The organism is Luteimonas sp. MC1782 (genome assembly GCF_014164605.1).
GTDB lineage: Bacteria > Pseudomonadota > Gammaproteobacteria > Xanthomonadales > Xanthomonadaceae > Luteimonas.
The window spans coordinates 518777-544569 of the sequence record NZ_JACJFT010000001.1; the positions used below are offsets into that span (position 1 = coordinate 518777).

The window sequence follows — 25793 nt, forward strand, 5'->3', positions numbered from 1 at the left end:
CTTCACTCGGGGTCGTAGTCGAGGTTCGACGCCAGCCAGCGTTCCGCCTGCGCCAGCGGCACGCCCTTGCGCCGCGCGTAGTCCGCCACCTGCTCCTTGGACAGACGGCCGACCACGAAATACTGGCTGCCGGGATGGCTGAAGTAGTAGCCGGACACCGCCGCGGTGGGCAGCATGGCGAAGCCGTCGGTCAGCTCCATGCCGGCATTCGCCTCGGCATCGAGCACCTGGAACAGCGCCACCTTCTCGCTGTGGTCGGGGCAGGCCGGATAGCCCGGCGCGGGACGGATGCCGCGGTAGCGTTCGGAGATCAGCGCGTCGTTGTCGAGCGCCTCGTCCGCGGCGTAGCCCCAGTATTCGGTGCGCACGCGGCGGTGCAGGTGCTCGGCCAGTGCTTCGGCCAGGCGGTCGGCCAGCGACTTCAGCAGGATACTGCGGTAGTCGTCGTGTCCTGCGGCGAAGCGCTCCAGGTGCGGCTCGATGCCGATGCCGGCGGTGACGGCGAACATGCCCATCCAGTCCTGCACGCCGCCGTGCTTCGGCGCGATGAAGTCGGCGAGGCAGAAGTCCGGGCGCTCCACCGGCTTGTCGACCTGCTGGCGGAGGAAATGCAGCAGCGTGGTCTCGCCGGGCGCGACCTGCAGCTCGATGTCGTCGCCGACGCTGTTGGCCGGCCACAGGCCGAACACCGCCTTCGCCGTCAGCCACTTCTCGCGGATGATCGTGTCCAGCATCTCGCGCGCGTCGCGGTACAGCTCGCTGGCGGCCTCGCCCACGACCTCGTCGGTGAGGATGGCCGGGTAGCGGCCGGCCAGCTCCCACGCCTGGAAGAACGGCGTCCAGTCGATGATCTCGACCAGGTCGGCGAGCGGATAGTCGTCGAACACGGTCAGGCCGGGCTTGGCGGGCACGGGCGGCTGGTAGCCGTCCCAGCCGCCGTCGAAGCGCTGCGCGCGCGCCTTGTCGAGCGACACGAGGCGCTTGGCGTCGCCCCGGTTGCGGTGGCGTTCTCGGATCTCGGCGTAGTCGGCCTCGTTGGCGGCGACGAAGGCCTGGCGCAGCTCGCCGGAGATCAGCGACTGGGCCACGCCCACGGCGCGCGAGGCGTCCTTCACCCAGATCGTCGGCGACTTGTAGAACGGATCGATCTTCAGCGCGGTGTGCGCGCGCGACGTGGTGGCGCCGCCGATCATCAGCGGGATGGTCATGCCCTGGCGCTGCATCTCGCGCGCCACGTGGCCCATCTCTTCCAGCGACGGCGTGATCAGGCCGGACACGCCGATCAGGTCGGCGTTCTCCGCGATCGCGGTATCGAGGATCTTCTGTGCCGGCACCATCACGCCGAGGTCGATGACCTCGAAGTTGTTGCAGGCCAGCACCACGCCGACGATGTTCTTGCCGATGTCGTGCACGTCGCCCTTGACCGTGGCCATGACGATCTTGCCGTTGTTCTTGCCGGTGTCGCCGGTGCGCAGCTTCTCGGCCTCGATGAACGGCAGCAGGTAGGCCACCGCCTTCTTCATCACCCGCGCCGACTTGACCACCTGCGGCAGGAACATCTTGCCGGCACCGAACAGGTCGCCGACCACGTTCATGCCGTCCATCAGCGGGCCTTCGATGACGTCCAGCGGGCGCGTGGACAGCTGGCGCGCCTCCTCGGTGTCGGTCTCGACGTACTGGTCGATGCCGTGCACCAGCGCGTGGCTGAGGCGCGCGCGCACGTCCTTGTCGCGCCACGCCAGGTCCTGCGCCTTGCTCTGGCCCTTGCTGCCCTTGTAGCGCTCGGCCAGCGCCAGCAGGCGCTCGGTCGAATCCGGGCGGCGGTTGAGGATCACGTCCTCGACGTGTTCGCGCAGTTCCGGATCGAGGTCGTCGTAGATCGGCAGGGCGCCGGCGTTGACTATGCCCATGTCCATGCCGGCGGCGATCGCGTGGTACAGGAACGCGCTGTGGATGGCCTGGCGCACGGTTTCGTTGCCGCGGAACGAGAACGACACGTTGGACACGCCACCCGACACGTGGCAGTGCGGCAGCGTCGCCCTGATGATGCGCGTCGCCTCGATGAAGTCCACCGCGTAGTTGTCGTGCTCCTCGAGGCCCGTGGCGATGGCGAAGATGTTGGGGTCGAAGATGATGTCCTCGGGCGGAAACCCGACCTCGTCCACCAGGATCCGGTAGGCGCGCGTGCAGATCGCGACCTTGCGCGCGCAGGTGTCGGCCTGGCCGTCCTCGTCGAAGGCCATGACGACGGCGGCCGCGCCGTAGCGCAGCACCTTGCGGGCCTGCGCGACGAACGCCTCCTCGCCCTCCTTGAGCGAGATCGAGTTCACCACGCCCTTGCCCTGCAGGCACTTCAGGCCGGCCTCGATCACCTCCCATTTGGAAGAGTCGACCATCACCGGGATGCGCGCGATGTCGGGCTCGGACGCGATCAGGGTCAGGAACCGCGTCATCGCCTTGGCCGAGTCGATCAGCCCCTCGTCCATGTTCACATCGAGGATCTGCGCCCCGCTGGCGACCTGCTGGCGGGCGACTTCGACCGCTTCCTCGAAGCGGTCGTCCTTGATGAGCTTCTTGAACTGCGCGCTGCCGGTGACGTTGGTGCGCTCGCCGACGTTGACGAACAGCAGCTCGGGCGTGATCACCAGCGGCTCAAGGCCCGACAGTCGCGTGTAGCGGGGGGTGTTCATGCAGCGGCCTCCAGCCCTGCCGGCAGCCGGCGCGGGGGTATGTCGCGCACGGCGTCGGCGATCGCGCGGATGTGGTCGGGCGTGGTGCCGCAGCAGCCGCCGACCAGGTTCAGCAGGCCGGCGCCGGCGAACTCGGCCAGCATCGCCGCGGTTTCCTCGGGCGTTTCGTCGTACTCGGCAAACGCATTCGGCAGGCCGGCGTTGGGGTGCGCGCTGACCAGGCAGTCGGCGACCGTGGCCAGGGTTTCGATGTGTGGGCGCAGGTCCTTCGCGCCGAGCGCGCAGTTGAGCCCGATCGACAGCGGCCGCGCATGCGCGACCGAGATGTGGAAGGCCTCGGCGGTCTGCCCGGACAGCGTGCGCCCGGAGGCGTCGGTGATGGTGCCGGAGATCATCACCGGCAGGCGTCCGCCGCGGGCATCGAAGGCTTCCTCGATCGCGTACAGCGCGGCCTTGGCATTGAGCGTGTCGAAGATGGTCTCGACCATCAGCGTGTCGGCGCCGCCGTCGATCAGGCCGTCGATCGCGTCGCGATAGGTTTCGCGCAGGCCGTCGAAGCTGGTATTGCGGAATCCGGGATCGTTGACGTCGGGGCTGATGGACGCGGTGCGACTGGTCGGGCCCAGCACGCCGATCACGAAACGGGGCTTGCCGGGCGTGGCGGCTTCGGCCGCGTCGCAGCAGGCGCGTGCCAGTCGCGCGCCCTCGCGGTTGAGTTCGTGCACGAGGTGCTGCAGGTGGTAGTCGGCCTGGCTGACGGCGGTGGCGTTGAAGGTGTTGGTCTCGACAAGATCCGCCCCGGCATCCAGGTATGCCTGGTGCACGCCCGCGACGATGTCGGGGCGGGTCAGCGTCAGCAGGTCGTTGTTGCCCTTCAGGTCGTGGCTGCTGCCGTCGCCCGGATGCAGGCGGTCGAAGCCGTCGGCGAAGCGCTCGCCGCGGTAGTCGGCTTCCTCCAGCCGGTGGCGCTGGATCATGGTGCCCATCGCGCCGTCGATGACCAGGATGCGCTCGGCGAGGGCGGCTTCGAGCAGGGCGACGCGCGCCGGGTGGAGCCAGGGGATGGTGTTCATGGCTTGCCTGCGATGAGCGAGATGACTTCGAAGTGGGGCGGGCGCTTTTCGCGGGTGACCGTCTCGCACGACTGCAGCGACAGGCCGGCCTTGTCGACGAAGCGCTTCAGTTCCTTGTCGGTGAACCCCAGGTTCACGTGGCCGAAGGCATCGACCGCACCGCGGTGTTCGTGTCGCGCAAGGCTGGTCAACAGCAGTCGCCCGCCCGGGCGCAGCACCCGCGCGGATTCGGCCACCGCCGCCGCGGGCTTGCTGGCGTAGGTCAGGGCATGCATCAGCACCACCAGGTCGAAGCTTGCGTCGTCGAACGGGAGCGCGTGCATGTCCGCCTCGCTGACCTCCACGTTGCGGTAGCGGCGCAGGCGTTCGCGCGCGGCGGCGACCACGCGCGGGCTCGCGTCGATGCACACGTAGCGCTTGGCGTGCGGCGCCAGCAGTTCGGCCAGCACGCCATCGCCGGAGGCGATGTCGAGCACGTCGCCGGTTTCGAGCAGGGGCAGCGCCGAGCGCGCCATCGCCTCCCAGGTCCGGCCGGGCGAGTAATGGCGCTCCATGTCGCCGGCCACCGAATCCGCCCAGTTCTGGTCGGCGGCGCGCATCGCCAGCACCCCGGCCACGCGTTCGGCATCCTGGCGCAGCAGCGGGTCGTCACTCCCGTCGCGCAGCGTGCCCCAGAGCGCGCGTTGCGCGGGGTCCAGACGCTCCTCGTCGAAGCGGTAGTAGGCGGACACACCGGCGCGCCGGTCGCGCACCAGTCCGGCTTCCTTGAGGCGGGCGAGGTGGGTGGACACGCGTGGCTGCGCCAGCTGGGTGATCGCGGACAGCTCGGCCACGGTCATCTCGTCGCCATCCAGCAGGGCCAGCAGCCGCACGCGGGTGGGATCGGCGAGCACTTTCAGGTGGCTCGACCAGGCTTCAAGATCCACGGTATCTCCCCATCGCGATATAGCGATGCATTGTCTGCGGCGTCGCGCACAGGGTCAAGTTGCGACGCCCCGGCGCCCGCGCGGGGCATGCGATGCCAATGCGCGACGGCCGCGCGTGCGTGTTCGATGGCCGCGGCCCGGCGGGCTGGCTAGAATGCGCTCCGGAGCGGCCGCCGCATTCGCGCGGCGCACAGCAGGAGCGAAGCGTGGATTTCAGCCTTACCGAAGAGCAGTTGATGATCCAGGACGTGGCCCGGCGCATCGCGAAGGAGAAGATCGCGCCCAGCGCCGAGGGCTTCGACCGCAGCGGCGAGTTCCCGCTGGAGAACATGCGCCTGCTCGGCGAGAACGGCCTGATGGGCATCGAAGTGCCGACCGAATACGGCGGCGCGGGCATGGACCCGGTGGCCTACGTGCTGGCGATGATCGAGATCGCCGCGGCCGATGCCGCGCACTCCACCATCATGTCGGTCAACAACTCGCTGTTCTGCAACGGCATCCTGACCCACGGCACCGAGGCGCAGAAGCAGCAGTACGTGCGCGCGATCGCCGAGGGCCGCGAGATCGGCGCCTTCGCCCTGACCGAGCCGCAGTCCGGCTCCGACGCCACCGCCATGCGCTGCCGCGCCGCGAAGCAGGCCGACGGCAGCTACGTGATCAACGGCAAGAAGAGCTGGATCACCTCCGGCCCGGTGGCGAAGTACTTCGTGCTGTTCGCCATGACCGACCCGGAAAAGGGCGCGCGCGGCATCACCGCGTTCATGGTCGACGGCGACCGCGCCGGTTTCCACCGCGGCAAGACCGAGCCCAAGCTCGGCATCCGCGCCTCGGCCACCTGCGAGATCGAATTCCAGGACTACGTGGCCAGCGCCGACGACGTGCTCGGCGAGGAAGGCCAGGGGTTCAAGATCGCCATGGGCGTGCTCGACGCCGGCCGCATCGGCATCGCCTCGCAGGCGATCGGCATCGGCCGCGCCGCCTACGAGGCGACGCTGGAATACGTGAAGGAGCGCAAGGCGTTCGGCCAGCCCATCGGCGCGTTCCAGATGACCCAGGCCAAGATCGCGGACATGAAGTGCAAGCTCGATGCGTCGCTGCTGCTCACGCTGCGCGCGGCATGGCTGAAGGGGCAGGGCAAGCGCTTCACCACGGAGGCTGCCGTGGCCAAGCTCACCGCCTCCGAGGCCGCGATGTGGATCGCCCATCAGGCCGTGCAGATCCACGGTGGCATGGGCTACTCCAAGGAAATGCCCATCGAGCGCTATTTCCGCGACGCCAAGATCACCGAAATCTACGAAGGCACCAGCGAGATCCAGCGGCTGGTCATCGCCAGGCAGGAAACCGGGCTGCGCTGACGCACCCCTGCAGGCACAACTCCCTGGCCCGCGCCTGCGCGGGCCTCATTGCATCCGGATGACGACATGAGTAACGCACGCAAGAAGGCTCCCGCCCCCGACACCAACGCGAAGCAGGACGCGCCGCGCGCACCCGCCAGCGGCGAGCGCCGCGCCGGCGCACGCGACGCAAGGCTCCTTGACCCGGTGCTGGCCGCGCTGCGCAAGCGCGTGGGCAAGGCCGCCGGCGATGACGCCAGCGCGTTCGCGGCGGCGTTCTACCAGCGCATGGGCGAGGACGAGATCGCCATGCATGAGGCCGATGGCTGGGCGGCGCTGGCCGCCGACTTCCTCGGCTTCCTCGGCAAGCGCAAGCCGGGCGTCGCGAGCGTCCGCCTGTTCAACCCGACCCTGGCCAGCCACGGCTGGGAAACGCAGCACACCGTGCTGCAGATCGCCAATGACGACATGCCGTTCCTGGTCGATTCGGTGACCATGGCGCTGGCCGAACTCGGCGTCGGCGTGCACGTGCTCGGACACCCCGTGGTGAAGCTCGGGCGCGACCGCGCCGGCAAGCTGCAGGGCGTGGGCGAGGGCGCGCCGGAGTCCCTGATCCACATGGAGATCGACCGCCAGGCACCGGACGGCTGCGCGCGTATCGAGGCGGCCCTGCGCGGCGTGCTCGAGGATGTCCGCAGCATCGTCGACGACTGGGCCGCGATGCGCACGCGCATGGAACTGGTGGCCGACGGCCTTGCCGACGCGCCGCTGCCGGTGTCCGACGAGGAACGCGCCGAGATCCGCGCCTTCCTGCGTTGGGCAGCGGACAACCACTTCACATTCTTCGGCTACCGCGAGTACGAAGTCGTGCGCAAGGGCCGCGACGACGTGCTGCAGGCGATCGACGGCACCGGCCTGGGCCTGCTGCGCGGACGTGACGTCGGCAAGCCGCGCCTGCTGAGCACGGTCGGCGCGCAGCGCTCGGAGCGCACCGTCGAGCCGCTGATCCTCACCAAGACCAATGCCCGCTCCACGATCCACCGCCCCGGCTACATGGATTACATCGGCGTGCTCGGCTTCGACGGCAAGAGCGGCAAGGCCACGACCGAGAAGCGCTTCCTCGGCCTGTACACCTCCAGCGCCTACAACCGCCGCCCCTGGGACATCCCGATCGTGCGCCAGCGCCACGAGCAGGTGATGGGTGCCTCGGGCCTGGCCGATACCGGCCACAGCGGCAAGGCGCTCAAGCACATCCTCGAGAGCCTGCCGCGCGACGAGCTGTTCCAGGCTTCGAGCGGCGAACTGCAGCGGGTCGCCAGCGGCATCCTCGGCCTGCAGGAGCGCGTGCGCAGCCGCCTGTTCCTGCGCCGCGACCACTACGGCCGTTTCTATTCCGTGCTCGCCTACGTGCCGCGCGACCGCTACAACACCGAGGTGCGCCTGCGCGTGGAGGCGTTGCTGAAGGACGCGCTGGGCGCCGACCATGTCGACGCCAACGTGACCCTCGGCGAGTCGCCGCTGGCGCAGCTGCACATGCTGGTGCGCCCGCGCACCGGCGAGGCGGTCGACGTGGACGAGGCCGCGCTGCAGGACGGGCTGGCCGCGATCGTGCGCAACTGGCAGGACGACCTGCGCGAGACGCTGATCGGCGCACAGGGCGAGGCGCGTGGCCTCGCGCTGGCGTCCGGCTGGGCGCGCGCGCTTCCGGTGCAGTACATCGAGCGCGCGACGCCCGAGGGCGCCGCGGCCGATGTCGTGCATCTCGACGCGCTGGCCGGCCCGGACGACCTGCGCCTGAGCCTGCAGCGCGCCATGCGCGCGCAGCCAGGCGAGGGCCCGCTGCGCCTCAAGCTCTACCGTGCCGACCATGACGTGCCGCTGTCGGACGTGCTGCCGATGATGGAGAACATGGGGCTGCGCGTGATCGCCGAGCATCCGCACCGCCTCGAAGGGCGGCCGGTTGGCGCGGACGCGCCGCGCGTGGCCTGGATCCAGGACTTCGAGGTCGAGGTCGTCGGTGGCGCCGAGCCCGATGCGGCGAAGTTCGAGGAGGCGTTCGTCAGCATCTGGCGCGGCGATGCCGAGAACGACGGCTTCAACCGCCTGGTCGCGGTGGCCGGGCTGGAGTGGCGCCAGGTGGCCGTGCTGCGCGGCTACTGCAAGTACCTGCTGCAGGTCGGCGTGCCGTTCTCGCAGAGCTACGTCGAGGCGACGCTGGTGCGTTACCCGGCGCTGGCACGCCTGCTGGTGGCGCTGTTCGAGGCGCGCTTCGACCCCGCCGCCGACAAGGGCAGGGCGGCCGCGATGGACGCCGCGCGCGCCGCGATCCGCGACATGCTCGAGGACGTGGCCAGCCTCGACGAGGACCGCATCCTGCGCAGCTACGTCGGCGTGATCGACGCCACCCTGCGCACCAGCTACTACCAGCTGGGCGCCGACGGCGCGGCGAAGGACTACATGGCCTTCAAGTTCGACTCCGCCGCCGTGCCGGACCTGCCCAAGCCGCGCCCCTACCGCGAGATCTTTGTCTACGGCCCGCACGTCGAGGGCACCCACCTGCGCTTTGGCCCGGTGGCGCGCGGCGGCCTGCGCTGGTCCGACCGCCGCGAGGATTTCCGCACCGAGGTGCTGGGCCTGGTGAAGGCGCAGATGGTGAAGAACACCGTGATCGTGCCGGTCGGTTCCAAGGGCGGCTTCATCGTCAAGCGCCCGCCCGTGGGCGGCGACCGCGACGCGATGCAGGCGGAAGGCATCGCCTGCTACCGCCGCTTCATCAGCGGCCTGCTCGACGTCACCGACAACCTCACCGTGGACGGCAAGGTGATCCCGCCGGCGAACGTGGTGCGCCACGACGATCCCGATCCCTACATGGTGGTGGCCGCCGACAAGGGCACCGCGACCTTCTCCGACATCGCCAACGGCATCTCCCGCGACTACGGCTACTGGCTCGACGACGCGTTCGCGTCCGGCGGCTCGGTGGGCTATGACCACAAGGGCATGGGCATCACCGCGCGCGGCGCCTGGGAGTCGGTCAAGCGCCACTTCCGCGCGCTCGGCCATGACAGCCAGAAGCAGGACTTCACCGTGGCCGGCATCGGCGACATGTCCGGCGACGTGTTCGGCAACGGCATGCTGCTGTCGAAGCACATCCGCCTGGTGGCGGCGATGGACCATCGCCATATCTTCGTCGACCCGAACCCGGATTCGGCGAGCTCCTACAAGGAGCGCCAGCGCCTGTTCAAGGTGCCGCGCTCGAGCTGGGACGATTACGACAAGGGCCTCATCAGCCAGGGCGGCGGCGTGTTCGCGCGCAGCCTGAAGTCGATCCCGGTCTCGCCGGAAATGCGCGCCGCGCTGGGCCTGGACGCGGCCGTCACCGCGATGACCCCGAACGAGCTGATGGCGGCGGTGCTGAAGGCGCCGGTCGACCTGCTCTGGAACGGCGGCATCGGCACCTACGTCAAGGGCGCCGCGGAGACCCACGCCGACGTCGGCGACCGTGCCAACAACGCCATCCGCGTCAATGGCGGCGAGCTGCGCTGCCGCGTGGTGGGCGAGGGCGGCAACCTGGGCATGACCCAGCGCGGCCGCATCGAGGCCGCGCTGGCCGGCGTGCTGCTCAACACCGACTTCATCGACAACTCCGCCGGCGTGGACACCTCCGACCACGAGGTGAACATCAAGATCCTGCTCAACGCGCAGGTGCAGGCCGGCAAGCTCAAGCTCGCCGACCGCAACAGCCTGCTCAAGGCGATGACCGATGAGGTCGCCGGCCTGGTGCTGCACGACAACTACCGCCAGAACCAGGCGCTGAGCCTGATGGAGCGGATGAGCGTGCCGCGCCTGGGCTCCAAGCAGCACTTCATCCGCACCCTGGAATCGCAGGGCCTGCTCGATCGCCAGATCGAGTTCCTGCCCAGCGATGCGGAGATCGCCGAGCGCAAGGCGCGCAACCAGGGCTTTACCCGCCCGGAGCTCGCCATCCTGCTCTCGTACTCCAAGCTGGTGGCCTTCGAGCAGTTGCTCAATTCCGACATCCCCGAAGACCCGTACCTCTCGCGTGAGCTGCAGCGTTACTTCCCGCAGCCCTTGCAGGCCAAGTACGCCAAGGCGATGGAGCAGCACCGCCTGAAGCGCGAGATCATCGCCACCGCGGTCACCAACTCCACCATCAACCGCATGGGCGCGACCTTCCTGCTGCGCATGCAGGAGGACAGCGGGCGCACGCCGGCCGAGGTCGCCAAGGCGTTCACCGTGACCCGCGAGACGCTGGAAGCCCGCACGCTGTGGGCGCAGATCGACGCGCTCGACGGCAAGGTCGCCGAGTCGGTGCAGATCGACGCCCTGCAGGTGATCTGGTCGCTGCAGCGCTCGTTCACGCGTTGGCTGCTGGCACGGCCGGGCGCGCTGCCCACCATCACCAGCGCGGTCGAGCGCTACCACGACGGCTTCCAGGCCATCCGCGCCGGCGAGGACATCCTCACCGCCGCGCAGCGCCCGGCCTACGAGCAGTCGCTGGCCGACTGGCGCGCCAAGGGCGTGCCGGCCGAGCTCGCCGGCCAGCTGGCGGCGCTGCCGTACCTGGAGGCGAGCCCGGACATCATCGAGCTTTCGCGCGAGCGCAAGCGCAAGCCGGCCGAGGTCGCACGCGTGCACTTCCGCCTCGCCGATGCGCTCAACCTGCCGTGGCTGGTCGCGCAGATCGATGCGCTGGCCGTGGATGGGCGCTGGCATGCGGTCGCGCACGGCGCCCTGCGCGACGAACTCGCCGCGCAGCACCGCGCGCTGGTGGGCCAGGTGCTGTCGATGCCGGCTCGTGATGCCGATGCCAAGGTCGCGCAATGGCTCGCGCGCGACGATGCGGCGTTGAAGTTCACCCTCGCCATGCTCGCCGAGCTGGCGGCGCAGAAGACGCTGGACTATCCGACGGCGTCGGTGGCGGTGCGCCGGCTCGCGCAGCTGGCCAGCGCCGGCTGAGGGCCGGGCGTTTCCCCCTCCCCCGCGATGCGGGGGAGGGCCGCGTTGCAGGGCGGGCCTGCGGGTATGCTGGCGACATGACCGGATCGCCCCGCATCGCCTTCCTCGCCAGCCAGACGGCCGACGCCCAGCAGGCACTGGCGCAGCTCACCTCCCGCCATGGCCAGCAGCGACCCGAGGACGCGGACATCATCTGTGCGCTCGGCGGCGATGGATTCATGCTGCAGACGCTGCATCGCCACGGCGCGCTGGGCAAGCCGGTGTACGGGCTGAAGCTTGGCAGCGTCGGCTTCTTGATGAACCACCATCATGGCAACGAGGGGGTGGTGCCCGACCTGATGGTGCGGCTGCAGGCCGCGGAGCCGGCCGTGCTGCGCCCGCTGGAAATGGTGGCGTCGACCGAATCCGGGGTGAGCGTCGGTTCGCTCGCCTACAACGAGGTGTCGCTGCTGCGCCAGACGCGCCAGGCGGCGCACGTGGCCATCGAGCTCAACGGCCAGGTGCGCCTGGACGAGCTGGTCTGCGACGGCGTGATGGTCGCCACGCCCGCCGGCAGCACCGCCTACAACTATTCCGCGCACGGGCCGATCCTGCCGCTGGGCTCGAGCGTGGTGGCGCTCACGCCGATCGCGCCGTTCCGGCCGCGGCGCTGGCGCGGCGCGTTGCTGAAGGCCGACACCCTGGTGCGCTTCCGCGTACTTGATCCCTACAAGCGCCCGGTCAGCGCCACGGCGGACTCGCACGAGGTGCGCGACGTGGTCGAGGTGACCATCCAGGAGTCGCACGAGCGCACGGTGACCCTGCTGTTCGATCCGGAGCACAACCTCGAAGAACGCATCCTCAGCGAGCAGTTCGAGGCCTGATCGCGACAACGCGTGCAGGCCGCGGCGCGTGGTCTCGCGTCCTGCGACGGCGCTCGCGCATACTGGCGGCATGCCATCCACCGTGCTCCCGCCGCTCACCGTCGCCATTTCCTCCCGCGCCCTGTTCGACCTCGAGGACAGCCATGCGCTGTTCGAGCGTGACGGCATCGAGGCCTACGCCGAGCACCAGCGCGCCAACGAGGACGACATCCTCGAGCCGGGCATCGCGTTCCCGCTGGTGCGCAAGCTGCTGGGGCTCAACGAGGGCGCCGCGCCCGATGCCCCGCGGGTCGAGGTGATCCTGCTGTCGCGCAACTCCGCCGACACCGGCCTGCGCATCTTCAACGCCATCCAGCACCACGGCCTGGCCATCTCGCGCGCCACGTTCACCTCCGGCGAGCCGACCTGGCCCTACATCCGTCCGTTCGGCGCGCAGCTGTTCCTGTCGGCCAATCCCGATTCGGTGCGCGCGGCGCTGGAAAACGGCGTGGCCGCGGCCACCATCCTGCCGGCCAAGGCGCCGGCGCACCGCCACGACCAGTTGCGCATCGCGTTCGACGGCGACGCGGTGATCTTCGGCGACGAAGGCGAGCGGGTGTCGCGCGAAGGCGGCATCGAGGCCTTCCACAAGCACGAGCGCGAGCGCGCCCGCGAGGCGCTGTCGGGCGGTCCGTTCCGCGGCTTCCTCGATGCGCTGCACCACCTGCAGGCGGCCTATCCGCCGGGCGAGGCCTCGCCGATCCGTACCGCGCTGGTCACAGCGCGTTCTGCGCCCGCGCACGAGCGCGTGATCCGCACGCTGCGCGAGTGGGGCGTGCGCCTGGACGAGGCGCTGTTCCTGGGCGGCCGCGCCAAGGGTCCGTTCCTGGACGTGTTCGGCGCGGACATCTTCTTCGACGATTCGCAGCACAACATCGAGTCGGCGCGCCAGCACGTCACCACCGGGCACGTGCCGCACGGCGTCTCCAACGCCTGACGCTTCACCCATTTCCGGCGCAGCTCACTCCGCGAGCCGGATATCCGACAGCTTCCACTGCAGCCCCTGCCGGGTCAGCACGAACACGACCTCGTCGCCGCCGGCGTGGGCCACGGTGGCGGTGAAGCGCGACGGCGACTCGAAGCGGTGGCGCGGATCGGGCAGCGGCTCCGACTGCCCCGTGGTGTCGCGGCGCGACGGCGGCGCGATGCCGCTGGCACGGTTCCAGCTCTTGCGGCCTTCCATCAGCGCGCCCAGTCCGGCCGGCGTGACCATGGCATCGACCAGTCCGCCGGCGAGTCCGGTGGCGATGCGCAGCCCGAACGCACCGAACGGATCCGCCTGCACGCTTGCGCCGGCCTCGCGGACGATGCGGTCCTGCAGCTGCAGCTTCAGGCTGGCGCGCAGCGCGGGGAAATCGACCTGGCGCGCCAGCGCGCCTGCGTCTTCTGTCTTCACCGCGTCGCGGATCGCGGCCAGCGTGCGGTATGGCCCGCTGGCCACCCAGGCCAGCAACGCCGCAAGCAGCAGGCAGGCGAGGATGATCCATCGGCTGTTGGTCTTTGCCATCATCAGAACTCCAGGTCCAGGGCTGCGCACAGGTAGTCGACGAACGGGGCCAGCGCCTGCACGTCCCTGGCCAGCACCGAGCGCAGGCGGGGGCCGGTCATGGTGGCGTCGTCGATCGCGCGCGAGGCCACGAAGTTCCTGTGGCGCAGGTCGTCGAGGAACGGGAAATCCTCGGGAAACCCGCGTGGCGGGCGCACCAGCATGTCGTCCTCCTCCAGCGCGAAGCGGCGCTTGAACGCCGGTGCGTGCGCGGCCGTCTTCCAGCTGCCCGGGTTGTCGACGATGAACTGGCGGATGCGTCGCAGGGTCGGGGTTTCCGGATGCCACAGGCCGGCACCGATGAAACTGTTGCCCGGCTGCAGGTGCAGGTAGAACGAGGGTGCCGCGGTCTCGCGGCTGCGCGCGTGGAACAGGCGCGCGCCCTGCCAGCCCTTGTACGGTGACTTGTCGTTGGCGAAGCGCGTGTCGCGCTGGATGCGGAACAGCGAGCCGCCGACCGCGCGCGGCTCGGCCCGGTAGTGCGGGCTGACGGACAGCAGGTCGGGCTGCAGGTCCACCAGCAGGCGGCGGAACGGTTCGCGCACCTCGGCCTCGTAGACATGCTTGTTGGCGTGGAACCAGGTGCGCTCGTTGTGGCGCGCCAGGTTGCGCAGGAAGCGCAGGCTCTTGTCGCTGAAATAGGTGGCCATCGTCGGTCCTCAGGCGGTGGGCAGGGTGGCGACGATCCCGCGGCCCCACGCCTCGAGCTGGTCGAGCAGGCCCAGGTCGCGGGCGTTGCCGGCGCGCTCGGCGCGCAGGCGCGCGATCTCGGCTTCGAACTGCGCCAGGTTGACCTCGCCGAGCCCGGCGTCGTCGAACAGGCGACGGCGCCGGTAGTCGTCCCAGCGCGCGCGCTCGCCGTCGTCCAGCATCTCCGGCCAGTTGCGGGCGCGGTAGCGGAACAGCAGCTCCGCCAGGCGCGGGTCCTGGAAGCCGAAATCGCGCGCGCCGAGGGCTGCCGGAGGCGTGGCGCGCACGTCGCCGCAGCGGCGCCTGTCGCCATCGCCCATGAAGCCGTCGTAGATCGCCGCGTCGACGTCGGACGGCGCGCGCGCCTGGTCGCGGGCATAGACCTGGCGGACCTTCTCGGAAATCGCCGGGCCGTGGGCGCGGATGCGCGCCGCGCGCGCCTCGACCGTCGCCGGGTCGATGGCCAGGCGCGCGAAGTCGGCGGAGCGCAGGTGGTCCCACTGCACCAGCGCCGGGCAGCGGTTGAGGTGCACCTCTTTCAGCGGCACGCGCGTGGTGTCTTCGGGCAGGTCGGCGGCACGCACGTACAGGCGCTCGGCGATGGTGGCGGCGTCGAGGTCGAGCAGGGCGTCCGGTTCGGCGTCCAGGTCGAACACGATCACCCGGCTGTCGATCCGCGGGTGGCGCGCGAGTGGCAGCACCGCCGCGGCGCACAGCCGCGTTGCCGGATAGCGCTGCGACACGTGCAGCACAGGCGTCATCGCAACGGTGTCCAGGAGCGTCGCCGCGTGGCGCTTGTCGCGCAGGCGCAGCGCGTAGTCCCACAGGCGTGGCTGCGCGGCGCGGAACAGGCGTGCGATGCCGATCAGCGCGCGCACGTCCGACAGCGCCTCATGGGCGTCGCCGACGCGCACGTCGTTGGCGGCCGCCAGGTGCTCGAGGCGGAAGGACGTGGCGCCGTCCTCGCGCGCCGGCCAGTGCAGGCCGTCAGGGCGCAGTGCATGCCACAGGCGCATGACGTCCAGCAGGTCCCAGCGCGAATTGCCGCCACGCCACTCGCGTTCATAGGGATCGTGGAAGTTGCGGTAGAGGCCGCAGCGGATGAACTCGTCGTCGAAGCGCAGCGAGTTGTAGCCCAGCGTGCAGGTGCCCGGCCGCGCCATCTCGTCCATGATCCGCGAGAAGGCTTCGGCTTCGGGCAGCCCTGTGCGCAGCGCGTGCTGCGGCGTGATGCCGGTGACGAGCGTCGCCCCGGGTGACGGCAACAGGTCGTCGGCCGGGCGCACCATGATGTCGATCGGCTCGTCGATCTGCTCCAGCGCCTGGTCGGTGCGGATGGCGGCGAATTGCGCGATGCGCGTGCGCCCGGGATCGGTGCCGAAGGTCTCCAGGTCGTAGAACAGGAAGCTGGCCGCCATCAGGCCGCATCCTCCAGCGGCTCCAGCTGCCCGAGCACGGCGGCATCCGCCTCGGCCCAGTCGATGCCGTCGAGCGAGGCATGTCCGCGCGTGGCGCTCTCGAGGATGCCGCGCTGGATCTCGCTGCGCGCCAGCGCCAGCGAGTACGGGATGCGCATGAACGTCACCATGGCGTAGTGCGGGATGAAGCGCTGCGGATGGCGCGCCTGCAGCGCCAGTTCCAGCTGGCGCTGCAGCAGGAAGCCGGGATCGTCGACCAGGTCCCGCATCTCGATGTAGTTGTCCAGCGCCATGCGCTGGATCGCCGTGGCATCCGGCTTGCGGCCAGCCTCGAACGTGGCGTACGCCGTGGCGAGGTCGCTGTCGGCATCGAGCGCCTGCGCCAGCGCCACGCAGTCCTCGAACGCGCAGTTCATGCCCTGGCCGTGGAACGGCACCATGGCGTGCGCGGCGTCGCCGATCAGCACCGCGTCGCCGCCGAGGTGCCAGCGGTCGAGATAGAGCGTGCCCAGCGTGCCGACCGGGTTCGCCTCGAAGTCGTGCTCCAGCGCCGGGATCAGTGGCAGCGTGTCGGCGAAGTCACGCGCGAACAGCGCGCGCGCATCCGCCGCCGTGTTCACGCGGTCGAAGTCAGGGTCGCCGCTGCCGTCGGCGTGCAGGGCCATGAACAGTGTCACCGTGAACGTGCGTTCGTCATTGGGCAGGGCGATGCACATGTAGCGCCCGCGCGGCCAGATGTGCAGGGCGTTGGGCTCGATGCGGAAACCGCCGTCGGCGGCCGGCGGGATTTCCAGCTCCTTGTAGCCGTGCCCGAGCCAGTCGGTGCGCTCGCCCAGCGGCTTGCGTGCGTCCATCAGGCCGCGCAGGGTGGAGCCGGCGCCGTCGCAGCCGATGAGCGTGTGGAACGTGTGCCGGTGCCCGGCCAGGTCGCCGCGATACGTGGCCACGCGCGCGTCGAAATCCACGCTGTCCAGGCGGCGGTCGAAGTGAAGCACGGCACCGGCGGCTTCGGCGGCATCGATCAGCGTGATATTGAGCTCGCCGCGGCTCACCGACCAGATCACCTCGCTGTCGTCGCGGCCATACCGCTGCAGCTGCGGTTCACCCTCGAGCGGGTGGACCATGCGCCCGCGCATCATCACCGCCTGGCGCAGCACCGCGCCATCCGCGTCGGCGGCGCGCAGCGCGTGCAGGCCGCGTTCGGCCAGCGCCAGGTTGATCGAGCGCCCACCCGCGAAGCCGTGCACGCGCGGGTCGCCGCGGCGCTCGAACACGTCCACCTGCCAGCCGCGCTGGGCGAGCAGGGTGGCCATCAGCGCGCCGGCAAGGCCGGCGCCGATGATCGTGGCGTGCCTGGCCTCGCTCACGCCGTCGCCTCCCGCCATTCCACCACCTCGCGCACGAAGCGCAGCACGTCGGCGTGGGTGTTGTACATCGGCGCCGGGGAGACGCGGATCACGTCCGGCTCGCGCCAGTCGCCGACCACGCCGTTCGCCGACAGGTGCCCGAACAGCGACCGGCCGGCGTCGCGCCCCTGCATGCCGCGACCCTGCAGGACACGCAGCGACAGCTGCGCCCCACGGCGCTCGGGTTCGCGCGGGGTGGCGATGCACAGCGTATCGGCGAGCTGCGCGTCGATCAGCGCTTCCAGGTAGCCGGTAAGCGCTTCCGACTTCGCGCGCAGCGCCTCCATGCCCGCGCGGTCGAACAGCTCGAGCGAGCCGCGCAGCGGCGCCAGGCCGAGGATCGGCGGGTTGCTGAGTTGCCAGCCGTCGGCCCCGGGCGTGGGCTTGAACTCGGGCGCCATGCGGAAGCGCGAGGCTTCCTCGTGGCCCCACCAGCCGGCGAATCGCGGGCGGTCGGTGTTCGCGTGGCGCGCATGCACGAAGCAACCGGCGACCGCGCCAGGGCCGGCGTTGAGGTATTTGTAGTGGCACCAGACCGCGAAGTCGGCGCCGCTGTCGTGCAGCTGCAGCGGCAGGTTGCCTGCGGCATGCGCGAGGTCGAAGCCAACCACCGCGCCGGCGGCGTGGCCGAGGCGCGTGATCTCGGCAAGGTCGAAGGCCTGGCCACTGCGGTACTGCACGCCCGGCCAAAGGACGAGTGCGAGTCGCGGGCCGTGTTCGGCGATGGCGCGCTCGATCGCGGCCATCGAGAAGCGGCCTTCGGGCTCGTCCGGCGCCAGTTCGATCAGGTCGCGCGCCGGGTCGAAGCCATGGAAGCGCAGTTGCGATTCGAGCGCGTAACGATCCGATGGAAACGCCCCGGCCTCCATCAGGATCGCCGCACGTTCGCGCGTGGGCCGGTAGAAGCTCACCAGCATCAGGTGCAGGTTGGCGGTCAGCGAGTTCATCGCCACCACCTCGCCGGGCTCGGCGCCGACCACGCGCGCCAGGCCGTCGCGCACCAGCGCGTGGTACGGCATCCACTGCGTGGTGCCGGTGAAATGCGCCTCCACCGCCTCGGCGGCCCACTTGTCGAGCACGTCCAGCACGTGGCCCCGCGCCGCCTTCGGCTGCAGGCCCAGTGAATTTCCGCAGAAGTACGCCTGTTCGCGTCCTTCGTGGCGCGGAATCATGAACTCGTCGCGCAGCGCCCGCAGCGGGTCGGCATCGTCCAGCGCGAGGGCGTGGTCGTCGGTGTACAGGTCCGTCATGGATAAGGAGCCTTTCTTGTGGCCAAGATGCGTTTCACGCAAACCTGGACGCGGGCAGCCCGAGCCATTCGAGCGCGGTGCCGCTGAAGAGGCGCGCCTTGCCGGCGGCGTCCAGGTCGAGGGCGTCGATGCCCGCGCCCGGCACCTGCTCGCCGAGCGGGAAGGGATAGTCGGTGCCCAGCATCACGCGGTCCACGCCGCAGGTGTCGAGCAGGTACTGCAGCGCGCGGCTGTCGGCGACCCAGGAATCGAAGTACAGGCGCGACAGGTACTCGCGCGGGTTGCGCGGATTGTCGGTGGCGACGAGATCGGGACGCATGTTGAAGCCATGCTCGATGCGGCCGATGGTGTACGGGAAGCTGCCGCCGCCGTGCGCCATGCAGATCTTCAGCTTGGGCAGCCGCTCCAGCACGCCGCCGAACACCAGCGAGCAGGCCGCACGCGACTGTTCGGCCGGCATGCCCACCAGCCACGGCAGCCAGTACTTCGGCATGGTGTCGGTGCCCATCATGTCCCAGGGGTGCACGAGGATCGCCGCGCCCAGGTCGGCCGCGGCCTCGAAGAACGGGAACAGTTCCGGCGCGTCCAGGTTCCAGTGGGTACCGTCGGCGAGCTGGATGTGCGAGCCGATCTGCACGCCCTGCAGACCGAGCTGGTCCATGCAGCGCTCGAGCTCCTGCACCGCCAGCCGCGGCGACTGCAGCGGCACCGTGCCGATGCCGGCGTAGTGGCGCGGGTGTGCGCGGCAGGTCGCGGCCATGTGGTCGTTGAGCGCCATGTGCAGTTCCAGCGCCTGGTTGGGCTTCGCCCAGTAGCTGAACATCATCGGCACGGTGCTGATGACCTGCACCTGCACGCCGAAGCGCGCGTAGTCGTCGATGCGCTCCTGCGCGTCCCAGGTCTTCGACCAGATCTCGCGGAAGAAGCGCCCGTCCTTGTAGATGCGGTGGCGGCCGTCATCGGTGTGGTGCAGCACGGGGAAGCGCTCGTCGCCGTACTTGCGCGCGAGGTCCGGCCAGTCGCGCGGCAGGTAGTGGGCGTGGATGTCGATCTTCAGCATCGCGGCCGCCTCACGTGATGTCGGCCTGCGAATCCGCCTGCATCTCGTAGCGCGTGGGCCGCGGGTTGAGGTGCCCGCAGGCCTTGCAGGTGCGCAGCGCCTCGCTGCGGTAGAAGGTCTCGAACACGCGGAAGAAGTCCTGTTCGATGTCCTGGAGGTGGAAGTACTCCTCGTACACCTTCTCGTTGCAGGCGTCGCAGAACCACATCAGCGCGTCGTCCTCGTGCGCCAGGCGCCGGCGTTCGATCACCAGGCCGATCGAGCCTTCCGCCCGCTGCGGCGAGTGCGGCACGCGCGGCGGCAGGAGGAACGTCTCGCCGGCGCGGATCGGGATGTCGCGGACGTTCCCGTCTTCCTGGATGCGCAGCACCATCTCGCCTTCGAGCTGGTGGAACCACTCCGGGCCTTCCTCGAAGTGGTAGTCGGTGCGCGCGTTCGGCCCGCCCACCACCATCACGATGAAGTCGCCGTCGTAGATGCACTTGTTGCCGACGGGCGGCTTCAGCAGGTGGCGGTTGTCCTCGATCCACTGCCTGAAGTTGAGCGGTACGGGAATCATGGCCGGGCTCCCTGGATGGCGGCGACGCATTTCAGTTCGATCGCGATCGGCGTCGGCAGCGCGGTGATGCCGAGCGTGGTGCGGCACGGGGCGGTGGCCGCGTCCGGGAAGTGCTCGGCCCAGACCGCGTTGTACGCCTTGAAGTCGCGCGCCATGTCGGTGAGGTAGACGGTGATGTCGACCAGGTCCTCCCAGCGCGCACCGCTGGCCTCGAGCACGGCGCGCACGTTGGCGAACACCGCGCGCGCCTGCGCCACGATGTCGTAGCCGCGCACGCGGCCGTCGGCGAAATAGTCGTTGCCGGGGATGGCGTCGCTGGCCGGGTCGCGCGGACCGATGCCGGACAGGAACAGCAGCCCGCCGACACGCCGCGCATGCGGGTAGGCGCCAACCGGCTTCGGCGCGGCGTCGGTACGGACGACATGGCCGTCCACGTCAGCGGTCCTCGCGGTCGTCGCGAATGCGTTCGACCGCCGGTTCGTACTGTTCCGGCAGCGCCGCAGGCGAGTTGATCGACAGCCCCAGGTCGTGCACGCGGCCGTTGCGCAGGGAGTAGACCCAGGCGTGCAGCGCGAGCTTCTGGCCGCGTGCCCAGGCCTCGCGGACCACGGTTGTTTCGGCAACATTGATCATCTGCTCGAGTGCGTTGAGTTCGCACAGGCGGTCGTGGCGGATGGCGTGGTCGTCGAGGTCCTCGATGATGGCGCGGTGCTTGTGCTTGACGTCCTTGACGTGGCGGATCCAGTTGTCGGCCAGCCCCACCCGCTGGCCGTCGAGCGCCGCCCCGACGCCGGCACAGCCGTAGTGGCCGACCACCAGGATGTGCTCCACCTCGAGCACGTCGATGGCGTACTGGATGACCGACAGGCAGTTGAGGTCGGTGTGCACCACCACGTTGGCCACGTTGCGGTGCACGAACACCTCGCCCGGCGCCATGTCGATGATCTGGTTGGCCGGCACGCGCGAGTCCGAGCAGCCGATCCACAGGTACCTGGGCTTCTGGATCTTTGACAGGCGGGTGAAGAAACCGGGGTCTTCGGCTTCGACGCGTTCGGCCCAGATGCGGTTGCGTTCGAGGAGGTCGTGCATTCGGTGCATGGTGATTCCGTGGTGCTGTGTCGTATGTCGGGTCAGCGCGCGATGCAGACGTTGCGCGCCTCGGTGAAGAAACGCATGGCGTCGTCGCCGCCCTCGCGGCCCAGGCCGGACTGGCCCATGCCGCCGAACGGCGTGCGCAGGTCGCGCATCAGCCAGGTGTTGATCCAGACGATGCCGCAGCGGAGCTCGGCGCCGAAGCGGTGCGCGCGCGGGAGGTCGCGCGTCCAGACCGAGGCAGCAAGTCCGAAGTCGCCGGCATTGGCCAGCGACAGGGCTTCGTCGTCGCTGTCAAACGGTTGCAGCGTCGCGACGGGGCCGAAGATCTCCTCGCGGTTGCTGGCGCAGTCGGGGCCGAGGCCCTCGATCAGCGTCGGTGCCACGAACCAGCCGGGCCGGTCGAGCGCGCCGCCGCCGCAGAGCACGTGGCCGCCTTCGTCGCGGGCGCGGCCGATCGCCGCCACCACCTTGTCGAAGTGCGCCTGCGAGACCAGCGGGCCGAACCGCGCATCACTGTCCATCGGGTCGCCGACGCGCAGCGCGAGCGCATGTCCGACCAACGCATCGCGAAACGCCGCGTAGATCGGGCGCTCCACCAGGATGCGCGAACCGCACAGGCAGATCTGCCCGCTGTTCTGGAACACCGAACGCAGGATGGTGTCGAGCTGGTCCTGCCAGTCGCTGTCGGCGAACACCAGCGTCGGGTTCTTGCCGCCGAGCTCCAGCGAGACCTTCTTCAGCAGCGGCGCGGCGATCCCGGCGATGCGCCGGCCGACCGCGGTGCTGCCGGTGAACGACACCGCCTTGACGTCCGGGTGGCCGACGATGGCTTCGCCGACGTCCGGCCCCAGCCCGTGCACGACGTTGAGCACGCCGGCCGGGACGCCGATCTCCGCCGCCAGTTCGCCGAGCATGGTCGCCGTGGCGGGCGTGACCTCGGAGGGCTTGGCGACCACGGTGTTGCCCGCGGCCAGCGCCGGCGCGATCTTCCAGGTGAAGAGGTACAGCGGCAGGTTCCACGGCGAGATCGTTCCGACCACGCCGAGCGGCTGGCGCAGCGTGTAGTTGAGCCCGGCTTCGCCGTGGTGCGATTGGCTGCCGAACTGCGTGGCGGCGTGGGCGAAGAAGCGCAGGTTGGACACCGCGCGCGGGATCTCGGCATCGCGGGCCAGCGCATACGGCTTGCCGCCGTCGCGCGCTTCTGCGTGGGCGAAATCGTCCAGCCGCGCCTCCAGCGCGTCGGCCAGGCGCTCGAGCCAGCGCGAGCGCTCGCTGTTGCGCAGTGCCGACCAGGCCGGGAACGCGGCGCTGGCCGCGGTTACGGCGGCGGCGACATCAGCCGCGCCGCCATCCGCGACCTCGGCGTAGGCCTGGGCGGTCGCCGGATCGAAGACCTCGCGCCAACCGCCGTTGCCGGCCTCGCGCGTGGCGCCGTTGATGACGTGTCCGAAGCGTCGCATCCGCCAAGCTTACCCGGCGACAGGTCGATCGTCAGTGTTGGCCGTGCCGACGCGCTTGCGCTGCGGCACGGCGGATCTCCGCAGCTTGCGGCATGGCCTCAGATGGAGGCCATGCGCCCGCCATCCACGGCCAGGCTGACGCCGTTGACGTAGGCCGCGGCCGGCGAGCACAGGAATGCGATCACGCCGCCGGTCTCGTCCGCTGTGGCGAAGCGGCGGGCCGGGATGGCGCCCTCCATGTCGCGGCGGATGTCGTCCTCGCTGCGGTTTTCGTTCCTGGCGCGGTCGCTGATGATCTGGCGGATGCGCCCCGTCTCGGTGAAGCCGGGCAGCACGTTGTTGACGGTGATGCCCTCGGGTGCAAGTTCGCGCGACAGGGTCTTGGCCCAGGAGGCGACGGCGCCGCGCGTGGTGTTGGACACGCCCAGGCCTGCGATCGGCTCGCGTACCGAGGTCGAGACCACGTTGACGATGCGGCCCCAGCGCGCTTCGCGCATGCCCGGCAGCACCGCCTGCAGCAGCACCTGGTTGGCAAGCACGTGGCGGCGGAAGGCGTCCTCGAACGCCGCCAGCTGCGCGTCGGCCAGCGCGCCGCCCGGCGGGCCGCCGGTGTTGTTGACGAGGATGTGCACGGGGCGCCTGGCGACCACCGAGGCCACGGCGACGCGCAGGCCTTCGGTGTCGGCGCTGTCGGCCACCACCAGGTCGTGCTGGCGGCCGTCGCCGCTGGCCAGGCCGGCCATCACTTCGCGCAGCGCGTCCTCGCGGCGGGACAGCACGGTGACGCTGGCGCCAAGCGCGGCCAGTTCGACCGCGGTGGCGCGGCCGATCCCTTCAGACGCGCCGCAGACCAGTGCGTGGCGGCCGTTGAGGTTCAGGTCCATGGCGGTGGCTCCTCGTGAGTGGGGGTGGGGCGGTGGCTCAGGCGCGGCCGCCGCCGAGCTTCTGCACCATGCGCGGATGCAGCGACTCGTCGCTGTCGCCCTGCGGCGGCTCGAGGGCGTCCAGCATGAAGCCGCGTTCGGCGGCATCGTCGGCATCCAGGCCATCGAAGGCGACGAACTCGGCGTCCATCAGCATCGCGCGTGCGGTGTCCTCGCTGTCGTACACGAGCGTGTTGCCGTCGCTGTCGAAGACTTCCGCGGTGCCGGCGGCGCGCACGCGCAGGCGCGCCCAGACCACGGTGTGGCCGAGCGTCGCCAGCCACCATTCCTGGTGGGTGTAGCCGTGGCCGCCGGCGTCGTGTTCCATGCTGTCCTCGCTCATGACAGCGCCACCGACCACAGCCACAACAGGGCTGCCGCAACGAGGCTGCCGATCAGGGTCATCAGCGATACCCGCGCCGGGGTGGCCAGGCCGCTGAAGCGGTGGTCGCCGGCTTCGCGGTAGCCGCCGTTCAGCAGCCACCACAGCACCTTCGGATTCAGGAACGCGCCTTCGCCGAGGCGCTCGCGCAGCCCCGGGTGGCGGTCGCGCAGGTGCACCAGCGACAGCGGCCAGAAGATGATGAACGCGGACACCGCGGCGATCGCCACGCCCACGCTGCACAGGGCCAGGAACAGGAGCATGCCTCAGTACTCCGCGTGGCCGGGCGCGCGCGGGTAGGGGATCGCGTCGCGGATGTTGGACAGGCCGCAGACGTAGACGATCAGGCGCTCGAAGCCGAGCCCGAAGCCGGCATGCGGCACCGTGCCGTAGCGGCGGAAATCGCGGTACCAGTCGTAGTGGTCGCGGTCGAGTCCAAACTGGTCCATGCGCGCGTCCAGCACGTCCAGGCGCTCCTCGCGCTGCGAGCCGCCGATGATCTCGCCGATGCCGGGCGCCAGCACGTCCATGGCGGCCACGGTCTTTCCGTCGTCGTTGAGGCGCATGTAGAACGCCTTGATGTGCTCCGGGTAGTTGGTCACCACGACCGGGCGGCCGACGTGCTGCTCGGTCAGCCAGCGCTCGTGCTCGGTCTGCAGGTCCAGGCCCCATTCGACCGGGAAGTCGAACTTGTGTCCCGACGCCTGCAGCAGCTTGATGGCATCGCCGTACTCGATGCGCTCGAACGGCGCGTTGATGAAGCCCTCAAGCCGCGTGATGGCGTCCTTCTGCACGCGCTCGGCGATGAAGGCCATGTCGTCGCTGCGCTCGTCGAGCACCGCGCGGAACAGGTACTTCAGGAACTCCTCGGCGATGCGCGCGGTTTCAGAGAGGTCGGCGAACGCGATCTCCGGCTCGATCATCCAGAACTCGGCCAGGTGCCGCGTGGTGTTGGAGTTCTCGGCACGGAATGTCGGGCCGAAGGTGTACACCTTGCTCAGCGCCAGGCAGAAGGCCTCGACGTTGAGCTGGCCGGACACGGTGAGGAAGGTCTCCTTGCCGAAGAAGTCGCGGCCGAAGTCGACCGCGCCGCCCGCATCACGCGGCAGGTTGGCCATGTCGAGCGTGGACACGCGGAACATCTGCCCCGCGCCCTCGGCATCCGACGTGGTCACGATCGGGGTGTTGACCCAGAAGTAGCCCTGCTCGTGGAAATAGCGGTGCACCGCCTGCGCCAGGCAGTGGCGGATGCGGGTGACCGCGCCGAACAGGTTGGTGCGCGGGCGCAGGTGCGCGACCTCGCGCAGGAACTCCAGCGAGTGCGCCTTGGGCTGGATCGGATAGGTCTCGGGATCTTCCACCCAGCCGACCACTTCAATGTCCTTCGCCTGGATTTCGAAGCTCTGGCCCTGGCCCTGGGATGCGACCAGCGTGCCGCGGGCGATGACCGAGCAACCCGCGGACAGGCGCTTCACCTCATCCTCGTAGTTGGGCAGCGTGCTGGGCGCCACCACCTGGATCGGCGCGAAGCACGAGCCGTCGCTGACGTTGACGAAGGACAGCCCGGCCTTGGAGTCGCGGCGGGTGCGTACCCAGCCGCGGACCGTGACTTCACCACCGGCGGGAATGCCGCCTGCGAGCGCGTGCTCGACGCTGACCACCGTCATGCCTTGAATCCTTGGGGGATGGACCGAGATAGGACGGGCAGTTTACCGGACCCGCGCCACGCAACGGAGTAGAATCAACATCATGGCCATCATCCTCGCTCCCGCCGCCCTGGAAAGGGTGAAAGAATTCCTCGCCAGCGCGCCAGATGCGCTCGGCGTGCGATTCGGCGTGCACCGCACCGGCTGTTCCGGCTGGGGTTACGCCGTTGACCTTGCCCGCGACGCGCGCGAGGGCGACACCGTGTTCGAGCAGGACGGCGTGCGCATCTACGTCACCGCCGACAGCCTCGAGCTCGTGGACGGCACCGAGATGGACTTCACCAGGAACGGCTTGAACGAGCAGTTCGTGTTCCGCAACCCGAACGTCGCCGCCGAGTGCGGCTGCGGTGAGAGTTTCACCACCGACGCCGACAAGGCCGCCTGACGCCGTCACGC

22 protein-coding genes are annotated in these 25793 nt (G+C 69.9%); 5 read left to right on the top strand and 17 right to left on the bottom strand.

The annotated features are described in order from the left end of the window. Positions 1–2 precede the first annotated feature (2 nt). From metH to H5368_RS02520, 3 genes are read right to left on the bottom strand one after another with little or no spacing between them, the layout of a single operon-like run. Positions 3–2690, bottom strand: coding sequence for a methionine synthase (metH, locus tag H5368_RS02510; protein WP_182821021.1), 2688 nt, complete (start codon positions 2688–2690; stop codon positions 3–5). Next, positions 2687–3763 (bottom strand): homocysteine S-methyltransferase family protein, encoded by a 1077-nt coding sequence (locus H5368_RS02515; protein WP_182821023.1) that lies wholly within the window; start codon positions 3761–3763, stop codon positions 2687–2689. Before H5368_RS02515 ends, metH begins: the two co-directional genes overlap by 4 nt. Further along, the gene (locus H5368_RS02520) at positions 3760–4689 is read right to left on the bottom strand and encodes a metalloregulator ArsR/SmtB family transcription factor (protein WP_182821025.1); all 930 of its coding nucleotides are present in this window, start codon (positions 4687–4689) and stop codon (positions 3760–3762) included. The genes H5368_RS02515 and H5368_RS02520 overlap by 4 nt, the downstream gene beginning before the upstream one ends. A gap of 206 nt (positions 4690–4895) precedes the next feature. Between H5368_RS02520 and H5368_RS02525 the strand changes: the two genes are divergently transcribed. The 4 genes from H5368_RS02525 to H5368_RS02540 all read left to right on the top strand — a co-directional run bounded on the left by H5368_RS02525 (position 4896) and on the right by H5368_RS02540 (position 12839). After that, positions 4896–6044: an acyl-CoA dehydrogenase family protein gene (locus H5368_RS02525; RefSeq protein WP_182821027.1), complete on the top strand. Its 1149-nt coding sequence runs from the start codon at positions 4896–4898 to the stop codon at positions 6042–6044. A 66-nt stretch (positions 6045–6110) separates the two neighbouring features. Next, the gene (locus H5368_RS02530; RefSeq protein WP_182821029.1) at positions 6111–11000 is read left to right on the top strand and encodes an NAD-glutamate dehydrogenase domain-containing protein; all 4890 of its coding nucleotides are present in this window, start codon (positions 6111–6113) and stop codon (positions 10998–11000) included. A 77-nt stretch (positions 11001–11077) separates the two neighbouring features. Continuing rightward, positions 11078–11863 carry an NAD kinase gene (locus H5368_RS02535; protein ID WP_182821031.1) on the top strand — a complete coding sequence of 262 codons (786 nt, stop codon included), beginning with the start codon at positions 11078–11080 and terminating at the stop codon, positions 11861–11863. A 70-nt stretch (positions 11864–11933) separates the two neighbouring features. After that, entirely contained in the window at positions 11934–12839 is a 906-nt protein-coding gene (locus H5368_RS02540) for a 5'-nucleotidase (RefSeq protein ID WP_182821032.1), read from the top strand. Positions 12840–12863: 24 nt separating this feature from the next. Here H5368_RS02540 and H5368_RS02545 read toward each other — a convergent pair whose 3' ends face one another. The 14 genes from H5368_RS02545 to asnS form a co-directional block, all read right to left on the bottom strand. After that, on the bottom strand, positions 12864–13409 hold the full coding sequence (locus H5368_RS02545) for a DUF2939 domain-containing protein (protein WP_182821035.1): 546 nt from the start codon (positions 13407–13409) through the stop codon (positions 12864–12866). 2 nt (positions 13410–13411) lie between these two features. After that, on the bottom strand, positions 13412–14098 hold the full coding sequence (locus H5368_RS02550; RefSeq protein WP_182821037.1) for a DUF2461 domain-containing protein: 687 nt from the start codon (positions 14096–14098) through the stop codon (positions 13412–13414). Positions 14099–14107: 9 nt separating this feature from the next. Next, on the bottom strand, positions 14108–15556 hold the full coding sequence (gene sbcB, locus H5368_RS02555; protein WP_182821039.1) for an exodeoxyribonuclease I: 1449 nt from the start codon (positions 15554–15556) through the stop codon (positions 14108–14110). Continuing rightward, positions 15556–16923, bottom strand: coding sequence for an NAD(P)/FAD-dependent oxidoreductase (locus H5368_RS02560; RefSeq protein WP_343203874.1), 1368 nt, complete (start codon positions 16921–16923; stop codon positions 15556–15558). The genes sbcB and H5368_RS02560 overlap by 1 nt, the downstream gene beginning before the upstream one ends. Then, positions 16920–18212 carry a kynureninase gene (gene kynU, locus H5368_RS02565; RefSeq protein WP_182821043.1) on the bottom strand — a complete coding sequence of 431 codons (1293 nt, stop codon included), beginning with the start codon at positions 18210–18212 and terminating at the stop codon, positions 16920–16922. Before kynU ends, H5368_RS02560 begins: the two co-directional genes overlap by 4 nt. A 34-nt stretch (positions 18213–18246) precedes the next feature. Next, positions 18247–19272, bottom strand: coding sequence for an amidohydrolase family protein (locus H5368_RS02570; protein WP_182821045.1), 1026 nt, complete (start codon positions 19270–19272; stop codon positions 18247–18249). A 10-nt stretch (positions 19273–19282) separates the two neighbouring features. Beyond that, a complete protein-coding gene (locus H5368_RS02575) occupies positions 19283–19831 on the bottom strand; it encodes a 3-hydroxyanthranilate 3,4-dioxygenase (protein WP_182821048.1) in 549 nt (182 codons plus the stop codon). Next, positions 19828–20265, bottom strand: a complete 438-nt coding sequence (locus H5368_RS02580) for a RidA family protein (protein WP_182821050.1) — start codon at positions 20263–20265, stop codon at positions 19828–19830. The genes H5368_RS02575 and H5368_RS02580 overlap by 4 nt, the downstream gene beginning before the upstream one ends. 1 nt (position 20266) lies before the next feature. Continuing rightward, the gene (gene can, locus H5368_RS02585) at positions 20267–20929 is read right to left on the bottom strand and encodes a carbonate dehydratase (RefSeq protein ID WP_182821052.1); all 663 of its coding nucleotides are present in this window, start codon (positions 20927–20929) and stop codon (positions 20267–20269) included. A gap of 32 nt (positions 20930–20961) precedes the next feature. Next, positions 20962–22386, bottom strand: coding sequence for an aldehyde dehydrogenase (locus H5368_RS02590; RefSeq protein WP_182821054.1), 1425 nt, complete (start codon positions 22384–22386; stop codon positions 20962–20964). Between the two features lie 98 nt (positions 22387–22484). Beyond that, the gene (locus tag H5368_RS02595) at positions 22485–23270 is read right to left on the bottom strand and encodes an SDR family oxidoreductase (protein WP_182821056.1); all 786 of its coding nucleotides are present in this window, start codon (positions 23268–23270) and stop codon (positions 22485–22487) included. Positions 23271–23307: 37 nt separating this feature from the next. After that, a complete protein-coding gene (locus H5368_RS02600) occupies positions 23308–23637 on the bottom strand; it encodes a hypothetical protein (protein ID WP_182823685.1) in 330 nt (109 codons plus the stop codon). An 11-nt stretch (positions 23638–23648) separates the two neighbouring features. Continuing rightward, a complete protein-coding gene (locus H5368_RS02605; protein WP_182821058.1) occupies positions 23649–23954 on the bottom strand; it encodes a hypothetical protein in 306 nt (101 codons plus the stop codon). Positions 23955–23957: 3 nt separating this feature from the next. After that, complete coding sequence (asnS, locus tag H5368_RS02610; RefSeq protein ID WP_182821060.1) at positions 23958–25358, bottom strand: asparagine--tRNA ligase; 1401 nt, start codon at positions 25356–25358, stop codon at positions 23958–23960. An 82-nt stretch (positions 25359–25440) separates the two neighbouring features. Here asnS and H5368_RS02615 point away from each other — a divergent pair, with 82 nt between their 5' ends. Further along, positions 25441–25782: an iron-sulfur cluster assembly accessory protein gene (locus H5368_RS02615; RefSeq protein ID WP_182821062.1), complete on the top strand. Its 342-nt coding sequence runs from the start codon at positions 25441–25443 to the stop codon at positions 25780–25782. The last annotated feature ends 11 nt before the right edge of the window (positions 25783–25793 follow it).

Coding starts and splice junctions, on each gene's coding strand:
- H5368_RS02590 (WP_182821054.1), bottom strand. CDS start 22,386: ATGCGACGCTTCGGACACGTCATCAACGGCGCCACGCGCGAGGCCGGC.
- H5368_RS02530 (WP_182821029.1), top strand. CDS start 6,111: ATGAGTAACGCACGCAAGAAGGCTCCCGCCCCCGACACCAACGCGAAG.
- sbcB (WP_182821039.1), bottom strand. CDS start 15,556: ATGGCGGCCAGCTTCCTGTTCTACGACCTGGAGACCTTCGGCACCGAT.
- asnS (WP_182821060.1), bottom strand. CDS start 25,358: ATGACGGTGGTCAGCGTCGAGCACGCGCTCGCAGGCGGCATTCCCGCC.
- metH (WP_182821021.1), bottom strand. CDS start 2,690: ATGAACACCCCCCGCTACACGCGACTGTCGGGCCTTGAGCCGCTGGTG.
- H5368_RS02605 (WP_182821058.1), bottom strand. CDS start 23,954: ATGCTCCTGTTCCTGGCCCTGTGCAGCGTGGGCGTGGCGATCGCCGCG.
- H5368_RS02575 (WP_182821048.1), bottom strand. CDS start 19,831: ATGATTCCCGTACCGCTCAACTTCAGGCAGTGGATCGAGGACAACCGC.
- H5368_RS02600 (WP_182823685.1), bottom strand. CDS start 23,637: ATGGAACACGACGCCGGCGGCCACGGCTACACCCACCAGGAATGGTGG.
- H5368_RS02595 (WP_182821056.1), bottom strand. CDS start 23,270: ATGGACCTGAACCTCAACGGCCGCCACGCACTGGTCTGCGGCGCGTCT.
- H5368_RS02570 (WP_182821045.1), bottom strand. CDS start 19,272: ATGCTGAAGATCGACATCCACGCCCACTACCTGCCGCGCGACTGGCCG.
- H5368_RS02535 (WP_182821031.1), top strand. CDS start 11,078: ATGACCGGATCGCCCCGCATCGCCTTCCTCGCCAGCCAGACGGCCGAC.
- H5368_RS02545 (WP_182821035.1), bottom strand. CDS start 13,409: ATGGCAAAGACCAACAGCCGATGGATCATCCTCGCCTGCCTGCTGCTT.
- H5368_RS02615 (WP_182821062.1), top strand. CDS start 25,441: ATGGCCATCATCCTCGCTCCCGCCGCCCTGGAAAGGGTGAAAGAATTC.
- H5368_RS02540 (WP_182821032.1), top strand. CDS start 11,934: ATGCCATCCACCGTGCTCCCGCCGCTCACCGTCGCCATTTCCTCCCGC.
- kynU (WP_182821043.1), bottom strand. CDS start 18,212: ATGACGGACCTGTACACCGACGACCACGCCCTCGCGCTGGACGATGCC.
- H5368_RS02550 (WP_182821037.1), bottom strand. CDS start 14,098: ATGGCCACCTATTTCAGCGACAAGAGCCTGCGCTTCCTGCGCAACCTG.
- can (WP_182821052.1), bottom strand. CDS start 20,929: ATGCACCGAATGCACGACCTCCTCGAACGCAACCGCATCTGGGCCGAA.
- H5368_RS02515 (WP_182821023.1), bottom strand. CDS start 3,763: ATGAACACCATCCCCTGGCTCCACCCGGCGCGCGTCGCCCTGCTCGAA.